Source organism: Exiguobacterium sp. UBA7533 (assembly GCF_002479335.1).
In the GTDB taxonomy this organism is placed as follows: Bacteria; Bacillota; Bacilli; order Exiguobacteriales; family Exiguobacteriaceae; genus Exiguobacterium_A.
Window position 1 is genome coordinate 160,666 of sequence record NZ_DLMP01000001.1, and the last position, 16,825, is coordinate 177,490.

A 16,825-nucleotide genomic window follows, 5' to 3' on the forward strand; every position below is an offset into this window, starting at 1 on the left:
AAAGAAGGTAATCGTATGGCTTTTGACGGATTGATGACGACACGCGTCGTCAAAGAACTCCAACCGCTCGTCGGAGGACGGATCAATAAGGTATACCAACCATATACATTGGATTTAGTATTCCAGGTCCGGGCCGAGCGAAAAAACGTATTGTTGCTCGCCTCTGCGAATGCCATGTATGCACGGATGCACATTACGTCGGAAGCGGTCAGCAACCCGAGTGAACCCCCACTCTTCTGTATGATGCTCCGCAAGCATGTCGAAGGCGGATTCATCGAATCGATCGAACAACTCGAACGCGACCGGATCATTGTCTTACGTGTCCGTTCCCGCAACGAACTTGGCGATGAGGAAGCGAAAAAAATCTATGTCGAGTTGATGGGACGACACTCGAACATCATTTTGACCGATGGACAAGATAAGATCCTCGATGCGATCAAACACTTACCACTCAGTCAAAATACATTCCGGACGATCATGCCAGGGATGACCTATCAACTTCCACCAGCACAGGATAAAGTGGATCCACTCACAGGAGATATCGAAAAGGCACTCCACCGAATCGACTGGAACGCTGGGAAACTGGATCGCCAGTTACTTGGTCTCTTCAGTGGTCTGTCTCCACAAATTGCTAAGGAAGTCGTCACGCGGGCAGGTCTTGCGAACCGGACGAATCTTGCTACCGCTTTCCAGGACGTCTTAAAAGAACTAAACGGTCCTTATGTATTGCAACGGATGGAAGGCGGCAAGGAACGCTTTGCACCGGTCCGCTTAACGGAAGGTTCAATCATTGACGAAAAGACGTTCGCGACGAGTGGTCAAGTCCTCGACGCATTCTTCCATCAAAAAGCAAACCGCGATCGTGTCAAACAACAAGCGGCCGATCTCGAACGGTTCATCAAGAGTGAGTACGATAAGAATATCTTAAAGCGCTCAAAACTCGAAAAAGATTTAGAAGCGACGTTACGAATGGATGAATGGAAGCATAAAGGAGAACTGCTGACGACTTATCTCTATCAGCTCGAACGCGGGATGAAGGAAGCAACCGTCGTCGATTACTATGATCCAGACGGTGCTGAAATCACGATCTCGCTTGATCCCCGCTTCTCGCCAAACGAGAACGCACAGCGTTATTACAAACGGTATAACAAATTAAAAACCGCCAAAGTCGAAGTCGCGCGCCAGCTTGAGAAGAACCAAGCCGAGATTGCGTACTTCGAAGGTTTGCTTGCCCAACTCGATGTCGCATCCCCGGAAGATATCCGGGAAATGCGCGAGGAACTCGTCGAAGAAGGTTATCTGCGCGAACGACAAAAGAAGAAAAAGAAACCACAACTCCCACAACTCGAAGAATATCGTTCTTCGACCGGCCTTCCATTCTTCGTCGGAAAGAACAATAAACAAAATGATTACGCGACGTTCAAGTTTGGACGTCGGTCCGATACGTGGTTACACACGAAGGATATCCCAGGATCGCACGTCATCATTCAAAGTGATGCACCGGATGAGACAACGTTAAAAGAAGCAGCGATTGTTGCCGCCTACTACTCGAAAGCACGTGAATCGAGCCAAGTCCCGGTCGATTTTACGGAGTTACGATATGTCAAAAAACCGAGTGGTGCAAAACCCGGCTTCGTCATCTATACGGATCAAACGACACTTTACGTCACACCTGATCCAGATGTCGTCCAATCCTTACGTCAATGACGCTACACAAAAAAGCGCTGTTTTTCCTAAATATCACTTAGGAGAGACAGCGCTTTTTCATCTTCACTTCATTTTTTCTAACTGTTCCCGATAATCGAGCAAATGCCCATGGATGATATCCTTCGCCTCGCTTAATTCTTGATTGAATGAGAACATCGCTTGTTTTCGTTCGTGGGAGAAGATGACATCGTAATGATGGCTGAGTAAGAAATCAATTTCCTGGCCGAGCGTCTTTTCCTGTTCTTCTGTCATCGGGATATCCCGATGACTGGCAATGCTTTCAAGCAAGACGAGCAACTTGTCTTCAAGATCGACAAGCTCCTTCAGTCGGATGAACGCTTCACTTTGACCGCTTGCCATCAATGGATATTTTTGATCTTCTTGAAGCATCAACATCATTTCTTCATGTTTGAGAATTTGTTTCCGAACGGCAAGCAGCCTCGTATCATCTTGCACAAGACTCCGCCAATCTTCCATCAACTGTTGCGTCGTTTTTTTGACAAGCAAGAGTAAACGATCCTCATAATGTGGCGGGAAGACGATGTAATTGATGAGGACAGCAGATAACACACCGACGACAGTCAACAACGAACGTGATAATGCATAGTGGACGTAGTCGGCGGTCGGACTCTCGAACATCAACACGATGGCAAAGGCCGCGAACGTCGACATATCCGTTCTTCCAATCATCGAATTAAGGACGAGCGAGACAATTACGGCGAGTCCAATCGTCAGCGGATTCGCCCCAAGTGTCGCAACAATCGCAAGACCACACATTAATCCAAGTACTGTTCCGAAAATCCGGTTGAAGACGATTTTAAACGACCGATGAATCGTCGGTTGCATGGCAACAATTGCTGCGACAGCCCCCATTCCCGAATAAATATCGAACACATACCAGGAGATACTAAGCGCAAGAGCTACCGCGATACCGGTCTTGACCGTTCGTAGTCCAATCCGAAACTTTAATTTCACTCGAGCGTCACCTGCCCGACTTCACTATTGACTGTCACTTCCGGTTTTTCTTGTTTCGACAGTTCATAAATTGTCTCATCCTTATTCTTTTGTTTCGTATATCGGTCAGAGGCTTTAATATCGCCTCCTGTGTCAATCGTAATCGTACCGGCTGATTTATTTGGTTTTAGCTTCGTCGCGCCGTCAATCGTTGTGACGTCGAGACTCAACTTCGCCACATATTCCGCAAGAGAAACACTTTCACCTGTCACTTGCGCATGGACGGCATCCATCTCTTTGATGGAAATCGCACGTGTTGCATTCAGTGTAATCTCATCACCTTTTACTTTATCGAGACTCATCGCTTCTCCGTCCATCTCGATCGTTTTTGCGTAGATGCCCATTCCTTTAAGTGTTCCAGCATCGACATCGACACGGTTCATATAACTCGGTAGTCCCACTTGAATCGTATAGTCTGCTGTTTTTTCGCTCGGACGATTGCCGAGTCGAGACAGCCAACCATCTCGTCCTGTCACCGTTACCGTATTCGTCGATGTACTGATTTTCAGTCGTTTTCCACTCGACGCACTATCGACGAGTTTGATTTGGACGTTTCCGTCTGTGCTTCGAACGAATTGTACCGTTGCGTGCGGTGCCTCGATAGCGAGAGACTTATAGCGATTCGTCGTCTTGAATGTTTCGCCGCGCGATAACAATTCCGTTGAGACGAGCAATGTAATCGAATAGATGACGACAAGTCCGAGAACGACACCACCGTATAAATAAAGCGGTCGCTTCACTGGTCCTTTTTCTCCAATGCGGTTCAACCGTGCATCCATCTTTTGTTTTTGTTTATTTTTTAAGCGTGTGAACGACGATTGTTTTCGTTTCCGCACACTCCTACTATTATGCTCTTCCATGTCAGTCCCTCCATCTCATGTCTACCATTATTCCGAATATCTGAATCGGCTGTCAACAGCCCCTTCTTATCATAGAAGAAGTTCACCGTTTCGCCATCGGGCGGAAGAAGGAAGCATAATCGGATGAACTACAGATATTCCAGAAGAATAATCGACAAAAAGGAGAGGAACCTTGACGTTTCCTCTCCTTTGCTTAAGAACGGATTATAATTCGAGTGACTCGCCGATCGCGAGTAAATGACCAGTTTGACCTTGCGCTTCAATTTGTTCACAGAATGCGTTCGCATCTTGTTTGATTAAATCAAATGTATCGTAGTGGATCGGTACGACTGCTTTCGCTTGCAACATATCTGCAGCGATCAACGCATCATCCGGACCCATCGTGAAGTTATCACCGATCGGTAAGAAGGCTAAATCGATTTCGTGATGGGCGCCATAAAGGGCTAAATCCCCGAACAGTGCCGTATCGCCTGCGTGATAGATTTCTTTGCCTTCGATTGTCAGCAAGAATCCAGCCGGCATCCCCATATACGTAATGGTTTGTTTCTCTTCATCGATGATGCTTGATGAATGGAATGCCTGTGTCATCTTTACTTTACCAAACGAGAATTCAAACTGTCCGCCAAGGTTCATCGGGTGGACATTCAATCCTTTGAAGCTTAAATACGTTGCCAACTCATGCGTAGCGATGATCGTCGCCCCCGTTGCTTTCGCGATCCGCTCTGCATCAAGCATATGATCGGCATGCGCATGCGTCAAAAGAATGAAGTCCGCCTTGACGTCATCGGGATTCGTCGTCGCTTTATCGTTACCACTAAAGAAGGGATCGATGACGAGATGGTGACCATTCGTTTCAATCGTTACTGTTGACTGTCCATGATAAGTTAGCTTCATCTAGTTCACTGCCTCTCGATTAGGATTCGGATAATTGATTCCCTTCCCCCCATGCACATAAACCTTTCATGACCGGTTGTAGTGTAAATGACGCCTCTGTCAATTTGTATTCGACGTGCAGAACGGCTTCATCATACTCAATCTGCTCAATTATTTTGAGTCGTTCAAGTTCCTACAACTGATCAGTCGAGACTTTCCGAGAAATCCCGGGAATGGCACGTTGTAACTTAAAAATATTTCGTATCTTTCTCTAACGTGCAATATAATTGTGAACGCCATTTTCCGCCGATGATGGCGAGCTCCCGATTGACCGGAAATTGTTCAGTCGACATGTTGTTCTCTCCCCCAAAGTCGTTACTTCAAAGTGCGTACTATGAAATGGAGTGTAGCGCAGGTTAAAGTATGCTTAAATCATTTTGCAAAAAGAGTGTTAGACATGACGTATCCATATAATTTTTCGCACATCGGTCTTTCCGTGCCGAATCTCGACGAAGCTGTTCGTTTTTATCAAGAGATGAAGGACTGGTATATTATCATGGAACCATTTGATGTCCTCGAAGATGATTCTACCATCGGTGTCATGTACACAGACGTCTTTGGTACATGATGGGACAAGTTCCGGATCGCCCACATGGCGTCAGATGATCGCATCGACATCGAGTTGTTTGAATTCCCGAACAATGAACAATCCGAGAGTAATTGCGAATTCCTGAAACAGGTATCTTGCATTATACGGTTCAAGGCCCAGATGTCGAAGGGTTCGTCGAAAAAATCGTCCTCACGGCGGTAAACAACGGATGTCGATCTGCGAATACTATCCAGGAGACAAACCTTACCGGATAGTCTACTGTGAGGATCCATTTGGTAATCTCGTCGAAATTTACTCTCACTCATATTAACTCACGTATTCGAAAGGAGCTTATTAAACATGAAAGCATGGTTAAACCACTCAGGTACAGCCATTGATCAATGGACATTCGAAGAGGTCAAGACACCGACGCCAGGAGAAGGACAAGCCTTGATTCGCGTCAAGACGGTCGCACTGAATCCCGTCGACTATAAGGCAACCAAAAATCCAGCTTGGACGTTCCCGCATATTCCGGGCGTTGACCTAGCGGGTGTCGTCGAACAAATCGGACCCGGCGCAGAAGTGAAAATCGGCGATCGTGTAGCGATTCATACGAACCTGCAACGCGATGGTGCTTTTGCTGAATACGTACTTGTTGATACACGTGCTCTTGCCCCGATTCCAGAAGACGTCTCATTCGCTGAAGCCGCTGCGATTCTTTGCGCAGGCATGACAGCTTATGAAGCGATCGTCCAAAAGATGAATACGACAGGTAAAGAGACGATTCTCATCCATGCTGGTGCAGGTGGTGTGGGTGGCATCGGCATTCAACTCGCAAAACGCCTGGGTCTTAAGGTCGCGACGACTGCTTCGACGGAAAACCATGAGTGGGTCAAGCGACTCGGTGCCGATCTTGCCATCGACTACAAAAAAGAAAATGTAACCGAGGTCATTCGCGATTGGACGAATGATCGCGGCGCTGACTTGATTTTCAATACGGTCGGTCGAAATGAAGCAACAGCAGATCTCGGACGTCTTGCCTTCTCGGGTCAACTCGCCTTCATCGCCGGCGGTCCTGATCAATCGGTCGTCAAGCCGTTCACGCTCTCCCCTTCGATCCATGAAGTAGCACTTGCGGCTGCTTATGCAAGCGAAGATGACCGCGCGATCCGAAACCTTGGTCATATGGCAAGTGAATTATTACAACTGGTCGCAACGAAAGAACTCGATCCACTCGTCACAGAGGAGATTCCAGCAGCGGACATCGTCAAAGGATTACAACGTCTATCTGAACGTCACGTCCGTGGTAAAATCATCGCTAAATTTAACTAATACTTGCCGCGGCATAAAACAGCCGACTGTCCTTAGATAATAGGACGGTCGGCTGCTGTCGTACTCTATTTTTTAATTCCTGAACGTTGACTGAAAAAGCATCAGCCATGTTCACCGGTAGCGTTCTTGTTTTTTGATATGTAAGGATCGTCCGACTAACTCGAAACCGACATGCTGATAGATTTTATTCGCTGTCTGGTTCGACCAATCGGTATAGAGCGTCACGACCGGATAAGACTGTAGGAGGTGTTCAGATAGTTTTGCGACAAGATAAGAAGCATATCCATTCCCACGTAGTTTTTTCGGCGTATAGACGTAAGAAATCGTAATCCCAGTTTGCGTGGGACGTGTCGCTGCCGCCATCGCGACGAGCGTATTTCCGCTAAACAATCCGAACAAGCTTCCTTGCTGAATGTGTCGCGTCATTGACTGATGGAGTTGCGTAAGCTGTCGATCAGATGGACGCGTTTCGACCTCATATAAAAATCCGGACGCAAATTCTAAGGCTTGTTGTCCTTCATCGTTCGAAACCGGTCGGAAGACGACGTTCTCCGGAACATGTGGCATCTCGACCTTCGTCAATGCATACATCCCTTGTTCCATATGTACCTCATACATGGAATGTGGGAGTAAAAGCGGCGCTAAGATGGCCTGTTCTCCGACGAATCCTGGACTATCCAGAATTCGCGCAAGCTTTCGAATCCCTTCTTGCGAGAACATATCCCCTGCGACGATGACTTGCTCCGGTATCGTTTGCAATATGACGAGACGATGATCGCCTTCTTGTGCCGTTGCCATCAAGAGCGGTTCATCCCCACGTTCTAATATACCTAGCATCAACTGATGCGTATCTGGACGTTCAAGCAGAAACGGGAGGACGACCATTTTGAATTGTTCATAATCACGATAATGCGTCACCATAGTCGACGACCTCCTTTATTTCTATAGTGTACCAAATCATGCACTAGAAATCGTAGGTCGTCCGACGGAATCTATCTGTTTTTACACGTTTGCGGTAAAACGTTCGCTCCAAGCAACTGGGTCCTTCGACCAATCTGCCAATTGTTCCTGTTCTTCTACCGTGATATCCCCTTGTTGTTGTGCCGTTTCGAGTAACGCTTCGAACGTCAGTAATGCATCCGCGTCAATCTTCGCGTCTCGGAGATTGTTCTTCAAGCGTTCCATCCCGTAAGAGAAAATCGCTTGAATCCGAATGACGTTCGCTCCCTTTGCTTGGAGTGCTTCCGCTGCCTCGATCGCAGACATCCCCGTTGATAATAAGTCTTCGATGACGACGACGCGTTGGCCTGGTTGAATAACACCTTCGATTTGATTACCTTTCCCGTGTTTCTTACTGCCACTACGCACGTAGACCATCGGTAACCCTAATCGTTCCGCGACGAATGCCGCGTGAGGAATACCTGCTGTCGCTGTTCCGGCAACGACTTCGATTCCTAAATCCTTCACTTTCTCAGCGAGGGCATCGGCAATCAAAGAGCGGACTTTTGGGTACGAAAGTGTCAACCGATTATCGCAATAGATCGGAGAACGGAGCCCACTCGCCCACGTATACGGATCGTTTGGAGATAACGTGACGGCTTTGATACGGAGTAATGCATTTGCAATTGGATTTAACATGATAATTGCCCCTTCCATTCTTCGAGTAACGCCTGATAGACCTGTTCTGGTTGTTTGGCACGTGTAATCGGGCGACCAATTACTAAATCCGTCGCTCCATTTCGACGCGCACCAAGAACGGTCGCGACTCGCTTTTGATCATCTGCTTCATTACTAGAAGGACGAATACCTGGTGTGACAAAACGGAAGTCCGTTCGGCAAACTTCGATTAGTTCAGGAAGATCGAGCGCCGAACAGACGATACCATCTAGTCCGGCTGCTTCTGCCAGTTGCGCATACTCACGAACGACTGCTGGCATCGCTCCTTCAACCTTTAAGTCGCGTAACATCGCTTCATCCGTCGATGTCAACTGCGTCACGCCGATTAGTTGTGTCTTAGCATTCGTTTCACGAAGTCCTTCTCGCGCTGCGATCATCATCTCTTTCCCACCGGCAACATGGACGTTCGTCAATTCAACACCTAATTGCCCGATGATGCGCATCGTCCGGCGCGCCGTCTCTGGAATGTCATGGACTTTGACGTCGAGGAATACAGCGTGCCCACGCTCGACGAGTTTTTGGACGAACGATCCCCCTGCAGCATAAAATAATTCCATCCCAACTTTTACGGCTGGTCGTGTCTCTTCGAACTGTTCGAGGAACGAAAACGCTTCTGCTTCGGTCGGAAAATCAAGCGCGATGTAAAGTTGATTCATATGCTTTCCCCCTGATGTCTAAAATATGGTCGATGCCGAGTTCATCCATGCGATCCGGTAACTGCTGGATTAATTCTTGACAGATGTATGGATTGACGAAGTTTGCGGTACCGACGGCAACAGCGGAAGCCCCAGCGTATATCATTTCTAAGACGTCATCGACTTCCATCACGCCACCCATCCCGATAATAGGAATCGAGACAGCTTGTGCGACATCATGAATCATCCGAATCGCGACTGGCTTGATGGATGGACCGGATAATCCACCAATCCGGTTGGCAAGGATTGGCTGTCCCGTTCGGACATCGATTCGCATCCCAACGAGTGTGTTGATCATCGTCAGCCCGTCTGCACCTGCTGCTTCGACGGCACGTGCCATCTCGACGATTGAAGTGACATTCGGTGAAAGCTTAACGTAAACCGGTTTGGTCGAGACCTGTTTGACTCGACGCGTTAATTCAGCGGCAAGCAACGGATCCGTTCCGAACTGGATTCCACCTGATTTGACGTTCGGACAGGAGATATTTAATTCCAATGCATGAATGCCAGGGTGACGGCTCATTTTTTCTGCGACAAGCTCATACTCTTCTGGTGTCGATCCGGCGACATTCGCAATGATTGCTGTATCAAACGTCTCAAGGAACGGTAGTTTTTTCGTTAAGATACCATCGACACCCGGATTTTGGAGACCGATTGCATTCAACATCCCCATTCCACTCTCCGCGACACGCGGCGTCGGATTTCCGTAACGTTCTTCGCCCGTCGCTGCTTTGATCATGATTGCCCCAAGCTCTGATAGATCATATAACTTCGCGTATTCCTCACCGAATCCAAAACATCCAGATGCCGGCATGATCGGGTTTTTCAAGGAAAGTCCCGGCAACTCGACACGTAATCGTTCCATCATAATACGACCTCCTCTGCCCGAAAGACTGGACCATCGGAACAAGTCTTGACGTACCCTCCTGTTGGTGTTTTACAGACACAGGCAAAACAAGCACCGATGCCACACCCCATTCGATTTTCGATGGAGAGATACTTATGCTCAATCGGTTGTTGCTGGAGTGACCGCAACATCGGCTCTGGTCCGCAAGCGAGTAACACATCATAGCTTTCCGGATGTAAGGCAACCGTAACGAACCCTTTCATTCCATGCGTTCCATCAACCGTCGTGACCGTCGTCTTACCAAGCGCTTGGAATTCCGCTTCGTAAAAGACACTCGTTGCCGTATCAAATCCTAGAATCGCTTCACACGTCACACCACGCGCGACAAGTTGGCGCATCGTCTCATACAGCGGCGGTACCCCAATCCCTCCACCAACGAGAACGACCCGTTGATCTCGGTTGATGGCCTCGATCGGAAAACCGTTTCCGAGTGGTCCGAGGGCATCGATTTTGTCGTCGGGACGCAAGGAAGCTAGTTCTGCTGTCCCTTGTCCGATTTCTTTAAAGAGAAACGTAATCAGATCACGATCGACCCGAGCAATCGAGATCGGTCGGCGTAAGAGTGGACCGACGCGTAGATGCATGAATCGCCCCGGCGCAATGTCCTGCGGTTGCTCGAGGCGACAGACGAGTTCTGTCGCGCCTTGAGCTACCGTTCGTCGAGAGACGACCGTCAAGAGTTGCTTCATTGGATCACCACTTTCTTTTCGTGTGTGAAGGCTTGAATCGCACTCGCTTCGAACGAGCGACTCTCGATGACGCGTAGAATCGCTTCCGCCGTATCGAGTGATGTTAGACAAACGACTTGATTCTCCGCTGCTGCCCGGCGAATGATGAAGCCGTCTTTCGTGACTTGTGAGTCGCGACTCATCGTATTGATGACATACTCGATCTCCCCTTTTTCAATCACGTCGAGCATCGATTCGGAAGACGAGTCGATTTTACCGACCGTCTGAACCGGTAACCCTTGCTCCGTCAAGTACGCTGCCGTTCCTTCCGTCGCAAGCAACGTGAATCCAAGTGAGGCAAAGCGTCGTGCGAGATCCGTCATTTCTGCTTTGTCCGGGTCTGCGACCGTCAAGAGAACACGACCGTGTTCTGGAATCGCCATCCCTGAAGCAAGCAATCCTTTGTAGAGTGCTTTTTCAAGTGTTCGGTCTGTTCCGATGACTTCTCCGGTCGATTTCATTTCCGGTCCGAGCGTCGGGTCGACTTCTTTAAGCTTCGCAAACGAGAAGACCGGTACTTTGACCGAGACGAGCGATTCTTCCGGTAGGACACCACTTGTTAACCCGTAAGAAGCGAGCGTTTCACCGAGAATGATGTCCGTCGCGAGCCGCGCGACCGGAAGTCCCGTCACTTTCGAGATGAATGGCACCGTCCGGCTGGCACGCGGATTGACTTCAAGAACATAGAGTGCGCCGTCCGCATAGACGAACTGGATGTTGAGCAATCCTTTGATGCCGAATGCTTTGGCGATTCGTGTCGTGTAGTCGACGATCCGGTCCTTGATGTCTTGGGAGACACGTTGTGGCGGATAAACTCCAATCGAGTCACCTGAGTGAACACCGGCACGTTCGATATGCTCCATGATGCCTGGAATGACGACATCTGTTCCATCACAGATCGCGTCGACTTCGAGTTCGATTCCTGTCAGGTAACGGTCGACGAGGACCGGTCGTTCCGGTGAGGCGATGACCGCGTGTTTCATGTAATGTTCCAGTTCTTCTTGTGCATAGACGATTTCCATTGCCCGACCGCCGAGGACATACGATGGACGAACGAGGACCGGGTAACCGAGTGACGCTGCTGCCGTGACCGCTTCTTCGACTGTGACGGCCGTTTTACCTGGTGGCTGTGGAATGTCGAGCGCCGTCAACGCTGCTTCGAACTGTTTTCTGTCCTCTGCCCGGTCTAAATCCTCAAGCGATGTCCCGAGGATTTTTACACCTTCTGCTGCTAATGACTCAGCTAAGTTGATTGCTGTCTGTCCACCGAACTGGACGATGACACCGAGCGGACGTTCATTTCGGATGACTTCGAGGACATCCTCCGTCGTTAATGGTTCAAAGTAGAGTCGATCGGAAATCGAGAAGTCGGTCGACACGGTTTCCGGATTGTTGTTGACGATAATTGCTTCATAGCCAGCTTGACGAATCGCTTGAATCGAATGGACTGTCGCATAGTCGAACTCGACTCCTTGACCAATCCGGATCGGACCCGATCCTAAGACGAGGATCGAAGAACGATTCGTCGCGATTGCCTCATTTTCGCGTTCGTATGTTCCATAGTAGTACGGTGTATCAGAAGCGAACTCTGCCGCACACGTATCGACCATTTTATACACAGGATGAATCGCTTGCGCTTCACGCATCCGGCGAATCTCTGTTTCCGTTTGTCCTGTGATCCGAGCGAGCATTGGGTCACTGAATCCATACCGCTTCACATGAAGTAGCAGTTCAGGTGTCAAACCGGTAGCGACCGATTGCTCAAGTTGCCAAATGTGCTGTAGCTTTTCGAGGAATAAGCGATCAATTGCCGTCCAAGCATGAATCTGTTCGACGCTATAGCCGCGGACAAAACCAGCGTATAAGGCGAAAAGTCGATCATCTGTCGCCTGGCGAATCGCTTGTTGCAAAGCATCATCTGCCATTTCGATGAAGCGTGGCATGTACAAATCCGCTGTACCGATTTCAAGCGAACGAACGGCTTTCAGTAATGCCTCTTCCATCGTCCGCCCCATTGCCATAACCTCACCGGTCGCCTTCATCTGTGTCCCGAGCGTCCGATCTGCCGTTTCGAATTTATCGAACGGCCAGCGCGGAATTTTGGCGACAACATAATCGAGTGCCGGTTCGAACGAAGCAAAGCTCGTCTCGGTGATCGGGTTCTTTAATTCAGATAAGGCATACCCGACGGCAATCTTTGCAGCAAGTTTTGCGATCGGATAACCGGTCGCTTTTGAAGCAAGTGCGGACGAGCGGGAAACACGTGGATTGACTTCGATGACATAGTAGTCAAAGCTCGTCGGATCCAGCGCGAACTGGATGTTACATCCACCTTCGATACCGAGTGCGCGAATGATATCGAGCGAGACGTTACGTAGCAGTTGATAATCGCGATCCGATAACGTTTGCGTCGGAGCAAAGACGATCGAGTCTCCGGTATGAACACCGACCGGATCGAAGTTTTCCATCGCACAGACGATGATGGCTTGGTTCGTTGCATCACGCATGACTTCAAATTCGACCTCTTTCATCCCAGCAATTGATTTTTCAAGGAGTACTTGTGTTGCCGGACTTGCCTTGAGTCCCCCTTCGACGATTCGCGTGAACTCTTCCGGTGTATGGGCGATTCCACCACCCGTTCCTCCGAGTGTATATGCTGGACGGATGATGATTGGTAGACCAATCTGTTGTCGGAATTGTTGTGCTTCTTCGAGCGAATGCACGATTTCACTATCCGGTACGCCATGTCCGCGTCTAAACATCAGTTGACGGAACAAATCACGATCTTCTGCCTCTTCGATTGCTGATAATTTCGTTCCGAGCAACTCGACATTGTATTCAGCTAGGACACCAAGACGATCTAGTTCAACAGCCAAGTTCAGACCCGTCTGACCGCCAAGTGTCGCAAGTAAGGCGTCTGGTCGTTCCTTCCGGATGATCCGCGAAACGAACTCTGCTTGAAGAGGCTCGATGTAGACACGATCAGCAACTGTTGGATCTGTCATGATTGTCGCTGGATTCGAGTTGACGAGGATGACTTCATATCCTTCTTCCTTTAAGGCTTGACACGCTTGTGTTCCTGCGTAGTCGAATTCAGCGGCTTGTCCGATTACGATTGGACCGGACCCGATAACGAGAATCTTCTGGATATCTTGACGTTTAGGCATGAGAGACCTCCTGTTGTTTCGTGATTTCTTCTAAAAACTGTTGGAATAGACCGTTCGCATCCATTGGACCGGGTGATGCTTCCGGATGATACTGGACGGAGAAGACAGATGCTGACGTATGACGGATGCCTTCGACCGTTCCATCGTTGATTGCGAGATGCGTTACTTCAAGCACTGTATGTTGCAATGATTGTTCATCGACGGCATATCCATGGTTTTGCGACGTAATGTCGACGCGACCTGTCCGGATATCTTGGACGGGATGATTCGCACCCCGGTGACCGAATGGCAGTTTGAACGTATCCGCGCCATGTGCTAGTGCAATCAACTGGTGCCCAAGACAAATTCCGAAGATGACGACTTTCCCTGTTAATTCGTGAATCAGCGGAATCGCTGTCGGGACATCCTTTGGGTTCCCTGGTCCGTTCGACAGCATCACACCGTCTGGACGATAGCGTAAGACTTCCGTTGCACTCACGTCGTATGGTACGACGACAACTTCACAGCCGCGTTTGACAAGTTCGCGGACGATTCCGAGCTTCGCTCCGAAGTCGACGAGAACGATTCGTGGTCCAGCTCCTGGGATGATATACGCCCGTTCCGTTGAAGCACGTTTGACTTGATCCGTCTCGATTGGTGCATCTTGCAGGTGGCTTAATTCCTCTTCTAGGTCGAACTCTCCATCAACGAGTCGGCCGCGCATGACGCCTTTCGAGCGGATATGTCGTGTTAACTGTCGCGTATCGATTCCACTTAATCCTGGAATATCAAGATCTCGAAGAGCTGCATCGAGCGACATCTCACTGCGGAAGTTCGACGGTGTTTGGCAATGTTCGCGGACAATCAATGCTTTAGCGAGTGGACGCGTCGTTTCATAGTCTTCTCGATTGACTCCGTAATTGCCGATTAACGGATTCGTCAGCACGATCATCTGATCACAGTAAGATGGATCCGATAGCATCTCTTGATAACCAGTCATTCCGGTTTGGAAGACGACCTCTCCTGTTGTTGTCGTGTCCGATCCAAACGCCGTTCCTTCAAACGTCATACCATCCTCTAACACCAGTGTCCGTTTACGCATGTGCTATGTCCTCCTTGAATACGATTTCTCCCTTGACGAACGTCATGACCGGGAATCCTTTTAACCGTTCTCCTGCGAACGGTGTGTTCTTACCTTTTGAACGGAACCGTTCCGGTGAAACCGTCCGCTCCGTCTCTAGATCAAGCAGGACTAAGTCTGCTTCCGCCCCCACTTCGAGTTTGCCGTAAGGTAGTTCAAAAATCGCTGCTGCCTTGTCCGTCAAATTCCGAATCAGTGTCTCAAGTGTCATCTTGCCTTCAGCGACAAGCTTCGTATAGAGGAGCGGGAATGCTGTCTCGAATCCTGTGATGCCAAACGGGGCGCGTTCGATACCGAGTGCCTTCTCTTCTGCTGCATGAGGAGCGTGATCCGTTGCGATGCAATCAATCGTTCCGTCTGCTAATCCTTCGAGCAATGCTTGGCGATCTGCCTCACTCCGCAGTGGTGGATTCATTTTAAAGTTCGGATCCTGATTCGATATGTCTTCATCGATCAATACAAGATGGTGCGGTGTGACTTCTGCTGTCACTCGGATCCCTGCTCGTTTGGCGTCACGAATGACGCGAACGGATTCTTTCGTCGAGACATGACAGACGTGATAATGACAGCCGGTTTCTTCTGCAATCAGGACATCACGTGCGATGTGGATACTCTCAGCAAGCGATGGAATACCTTGCAAACCTTCCCGTCGACTGTAGTTTCCTTCGTGCACACATCCTGCTTTTAACGAATCATCTTCGCAGTGGGCAACAATCGTCTTCCCGAGCCGTGCTGCTTGTTGCATTGCCGTTCGCATGACGGCTGCCGTCTGGACCCCGACACCATCATCCGTGAATGCCACGGCATCCGTTAATTGATCGAACGCGACGAGTTCTTGTCCGAGTTGATTTTTTGAAATCGCCGCGTAAGGCAAAACCCGGACAGATGCCGTCTCTTCAATCTTTTGGAACAATGCATCAAGTGTTTGACGATCGTCCGGTACGGGACGCGTATTCGGCATCGGACAAATCGTCGTAAATCCACCAGCTGCCGCAGCTGCCGTACCTGTCGCAATTGTCTCCTTATGTTCGCCGCCCGGTTCCCGCAGGTGGACATGGATGTCGACGAATCCTGGTGCAACGAATAATCCGGAAGCATCAATGACCGTTTCCCCAACTTGCGGTATTGCTGCTAAGTCCGTGATTTTTCCAGCTTCGATTCGAATATCCCCTGTTCGAACTTGTCCAGCCTCGTACCATCTCGCATTTTCAATTCGTGTTGTCATCTGCATCGTCTCCTTTGATTGTTTTCATCGAAAAGCACCATTCCAGAATCGCCATTCGCGCAAAGACACCATTTTTCATCTGTTCAAAAATCCGCGATTGCGGGTGTTCGACGAGTTCGTCGGCAATCTCGACTCCGCGATTGACCGGTGCCGGATGTAGGACGATCGCTGAAGGTTTCAGTCGATTCATCCGCTCATGCGTCAATCCATGTGTGACGTGATAGACATCTGGATCAAACCGTGTCGTTCCGTCATGCCGTTCGTGCTGGACTCGAAGCAACATCAAGATGTCACACTGTTCAACTGCTTCGTCCATTGAAAGATACGGTATTCCCATCGCTTCGTCATACCATTCGCGTGGCCCTGATCCATAGACGATGGCCCCAAGTCGTTTTAAGATATCGGCATTCGACCGAGCGACACGACTATGTTGTAAATCCCCACAGATGACGACTACTTTTCCTACAATCGTTCCAAACGTCTCGACCATCGTCATCAAATCAAGCAAGGACTGCGATGGATGCTGTCCGCTCCCGTCTCCTGCATTGATGATCGGAATATCGAGTGTCTGAATCAATTCTTCATAATAACCGGTGTCACCGTGACGAATGACCAATCCATCGGCACCAATCGCTTCGAGTGTTTTGCACGTATCGTGTAACGTCTCCCCTTTTTGCACGGATGACGTCGCTGTTTCAAACGGCAGTAGATGCATGTTCAAGCGATGCTCTGCCATTTCAAAGGAAGAGCGTGTCCGCGTCGAGTTTTCAAAAAACAGATTGACGAGTGTCTTGTCGGAAAAGTCTGGTGCCGGTTCGCCTTGTTTAAAAGCGAGACTACGTTCAATCAACGAATTGATCTCCGTTATGGATAAGCTTTCTAAATTGACGAAATGTCGGGTTTGCAAGATCGTTTTCATGTATTTCACTCC

At 49.1% G+C, this 16,825-nt stretch carries 15 protein-coding genes and 1 pseudogene; 3 read left to right on the forward strand and 13 right to left on the reverse strand.

Translation table 11 applies throughout. From position 1 onward, the window contains the following. The first annotated feature begins 15 nt into the window (after nt 1–15). On the forward strand, nt 16–1,707 hold the full coding sequence (locus tag B2U10_RS00840) for an Rqc2 family fibronectin-binding protein (protein ID WP_035406875.1): 1,692 nt from the start codon (nt 16–18) through the stop codon (nt 1,705–1,707). 63 nt (nt 1,708–1,770) lie between these two features. Here B2U10_RS00840 and B2U10_RS00845 read toward each other — a convergent pair whose 3' ends face one another. The 4 genes from B2U10_RS00845 to B2U10_RS00860 all read right to left on the reverse strand — a co-directional run bounded on the left by B2U10_RS00845 (nt 1,771) and on the right by B2U10_RS00860 (nt 4,629). Beyond that, complete coding sequence (locus tag B2U10_RS00845) at nt 1,771–2,682, reverse strand: FUSC family protein (protein WP_290751486.1); 912 nt, start codon at nt 2,680–2,682, stop codon at nt 1,771–1,773. Next, nucleotides 2,679–3,581, reverse strand: a complete 903-nt coding sequence (locus B2U10_RS00850; RefSeq protein ID WP_035406868.1) for a DUF4097 family beta strand repeat-containing protein — start codon at nt 3,579–3,581, stop codon at nt 2,679–2,681. Before B2U10_RS00850 ends, B2U10_RS00845 begins: the two co-directional genes overlap by 4 nt. A gap of 204 nt (nt 3,582–3,785) precedes the next feature. Continuing rightward, nucleotides 3,786–4,475: a metal-dependent hydrolase gene (locus B2U10_RS00855; protein WP_035406865.1), complete on the reverse strand. Its 690-nt coding sequence runs from the start codon at nt 4,473–4,475 to the stop codon at nt 3,786–3,788. A 19-nt stretch (nt 4,476–4,494) separates the two neighbouring features. Then, nucleotides 4,495–4,629, reverse strand: coding sequence for a winged helix-turn-helix transcriptional regulator (locus B2U10_RS00860; protein WP_349677888.1), 135 nt, complete (start codon nt 4,627–4,629; stop codon nt 4,495–4,497). A 282-nt stretch (nt 4,630–4,911) separates the two neighbouring features. Here B2U10_RS00860 and B2U10_RS00865 point away from each other — a divergent pair. Both B2U10_RS00865 and B2U10_RS00870 read left to right on the forward strand, forming a co-directional pair. Next, nucleotides 4,912–5,374: pseudogene (locus B2U10_RS00865) on the forward strand (VOC family protein). Nucleotides 5,375–5,403: 29 nt separating this feature from the next. Next, nucleotides 5,404–6,375 carry a zinc-binding dehydrogenase gene (locus B2U10_RS00870; RefSeq protein WP_035406862.1) on the forward strand — a complete coding sequence of 324 codons (972 nt, stop codon included), beginning with the start codon at nt 5,404–5,406 and terminating at the stop codon, nt 6,373–6,375. Between the two features lie 111 nt (nt 6,376–6,486). On the opposite strand, the gene B2U10_RS00875 is transcribed toward B2U10_RS00870, so the two are convergent. The 9 genes from B2U10_RS00875 to B2U10_RS00915 all read right to left on the reverse strand — a co-directional run bounded on the left by B2U10_RS00875 (nt 6,487) and on the right by B2U10_RS00915 (nt 16,813). Continuing rightward, nucleotides 6,487–7,296 carry a GNAT family N-acetyltransferase gene (locus B2U10_RS00875; RefSeq protein ID WP_290785178.1) on the reverse strand — a complete coding sequence of 270 codons (810 nt, stop codon included), beginning with the start codon at nt 7,294–7,296 and terminating at the stop codon, nt 6,487–6,489. A gap of 81 nt (nt 7,297–7,377) precedes the next feature. Further along, complete coding sequence (gene pyrE / locus B2U10_RS00880; protein ID WP_290751499.1) at nt 7,378–8,013, reverse strand: orotate phosphoribosyltransferase; 636 nt, start codon at nt 8,011–8,013, stop codon at nt 7,378–7,380. Further along, complete coding sequence (gene pyrF, locus B2U10_RS00885) at nt 8,007–8,708, reverse strand: orotidine-5'-phosphate decarboxylase (protein ID WP_290751502.1); 702 nt, start codon at nt 8,706–8,708, stop codon at nt 8,007–8,009. Before pyrF ends, pyrE begins: the two co-directional genes overlap by 7 nt. Continuing rightward, on the reverse strand, nt 8,683–9,612 hold the full coding sequence (locus B2U10_RS00890) for a dihydroorotate dehydrogenase (protein ID WP_056062795.1): 930 nt from the start codon (nt 9,610–9,612) through the stop codon (nt 8,683–8,685). The genes pyrF and B2U10_RS00890 overlap by 26 nt, the downstream gene beginning before the upstream one ends. Then, complete coding sequence (locus tag B2U10_RS00895) at nt 9,612–10,343, reverse strand: dihydroorotate dehydrogenase (protein WP_035406850.1); 732 nt, start codon at nt 10,341–10,343, stop codon at nt 9,612–9,614. Before B2U10_RS00895 ends, B2U10_RS00890 begins: the two co-directional genes overlap by 1 nt. Then, entirely contained in the window at nt 10,340–13,549 is a 3,210-nt protein-coding gene (gene carB, locus B2U10_RS00900; RefSeq protein WP_035406847.1) for a carbamoyl-phosphate synthase large subunit, read from the reverse strand. The genes B2U10_RS00895 and carB overlap by 4 nt, the downstream gene beginning before the upstream one ends. Continuing rightward, on the reverse strand, nt 13,542–14,630 hold the full coding sequence (locus B2U10_RS00905) for a carbamoyl phosphate synthase small subunit (protein ID WP_290785180.1): 1,089 nt from the start codon (nt 14,628–14,630) through the stop codon (nt 13,542–13,544). The genes carB and B2U10_RS00905 overlap by 8 nt, the downstream gene beginning before the upstream one ends. Continuing rightward, entirely contained in the window at nt 14,623–15,894 is a 1,272-nt protein-coding gene (locus B2U10_RS00910; RefSeq protein ID WP_290751517.1) for a dihydroorotase, read from the reverse strand. Before B2U10_RS00910 ends, B2U10_RS00905 begins: the two co-directional genes overlap by 8 nt. Continuing rightward, a complete protein-coding gene (locus B2U10_RS00915; RefSeq protein WP_035406837.1) occupies nt 15,878–16,813 on the reverse strand; it encodes an aspartate carbamoyltransferase catalytic subunit in 936 nt (311 codons plus the stop codon). The genes B2U10_RS00910 and B2U10_RS00915 overlap by 17 nt, the downstream gene beginning before the upstream one ends. Between the last annotated feature and the right edge of the window lie 12 nt (nt 16,814–16,825).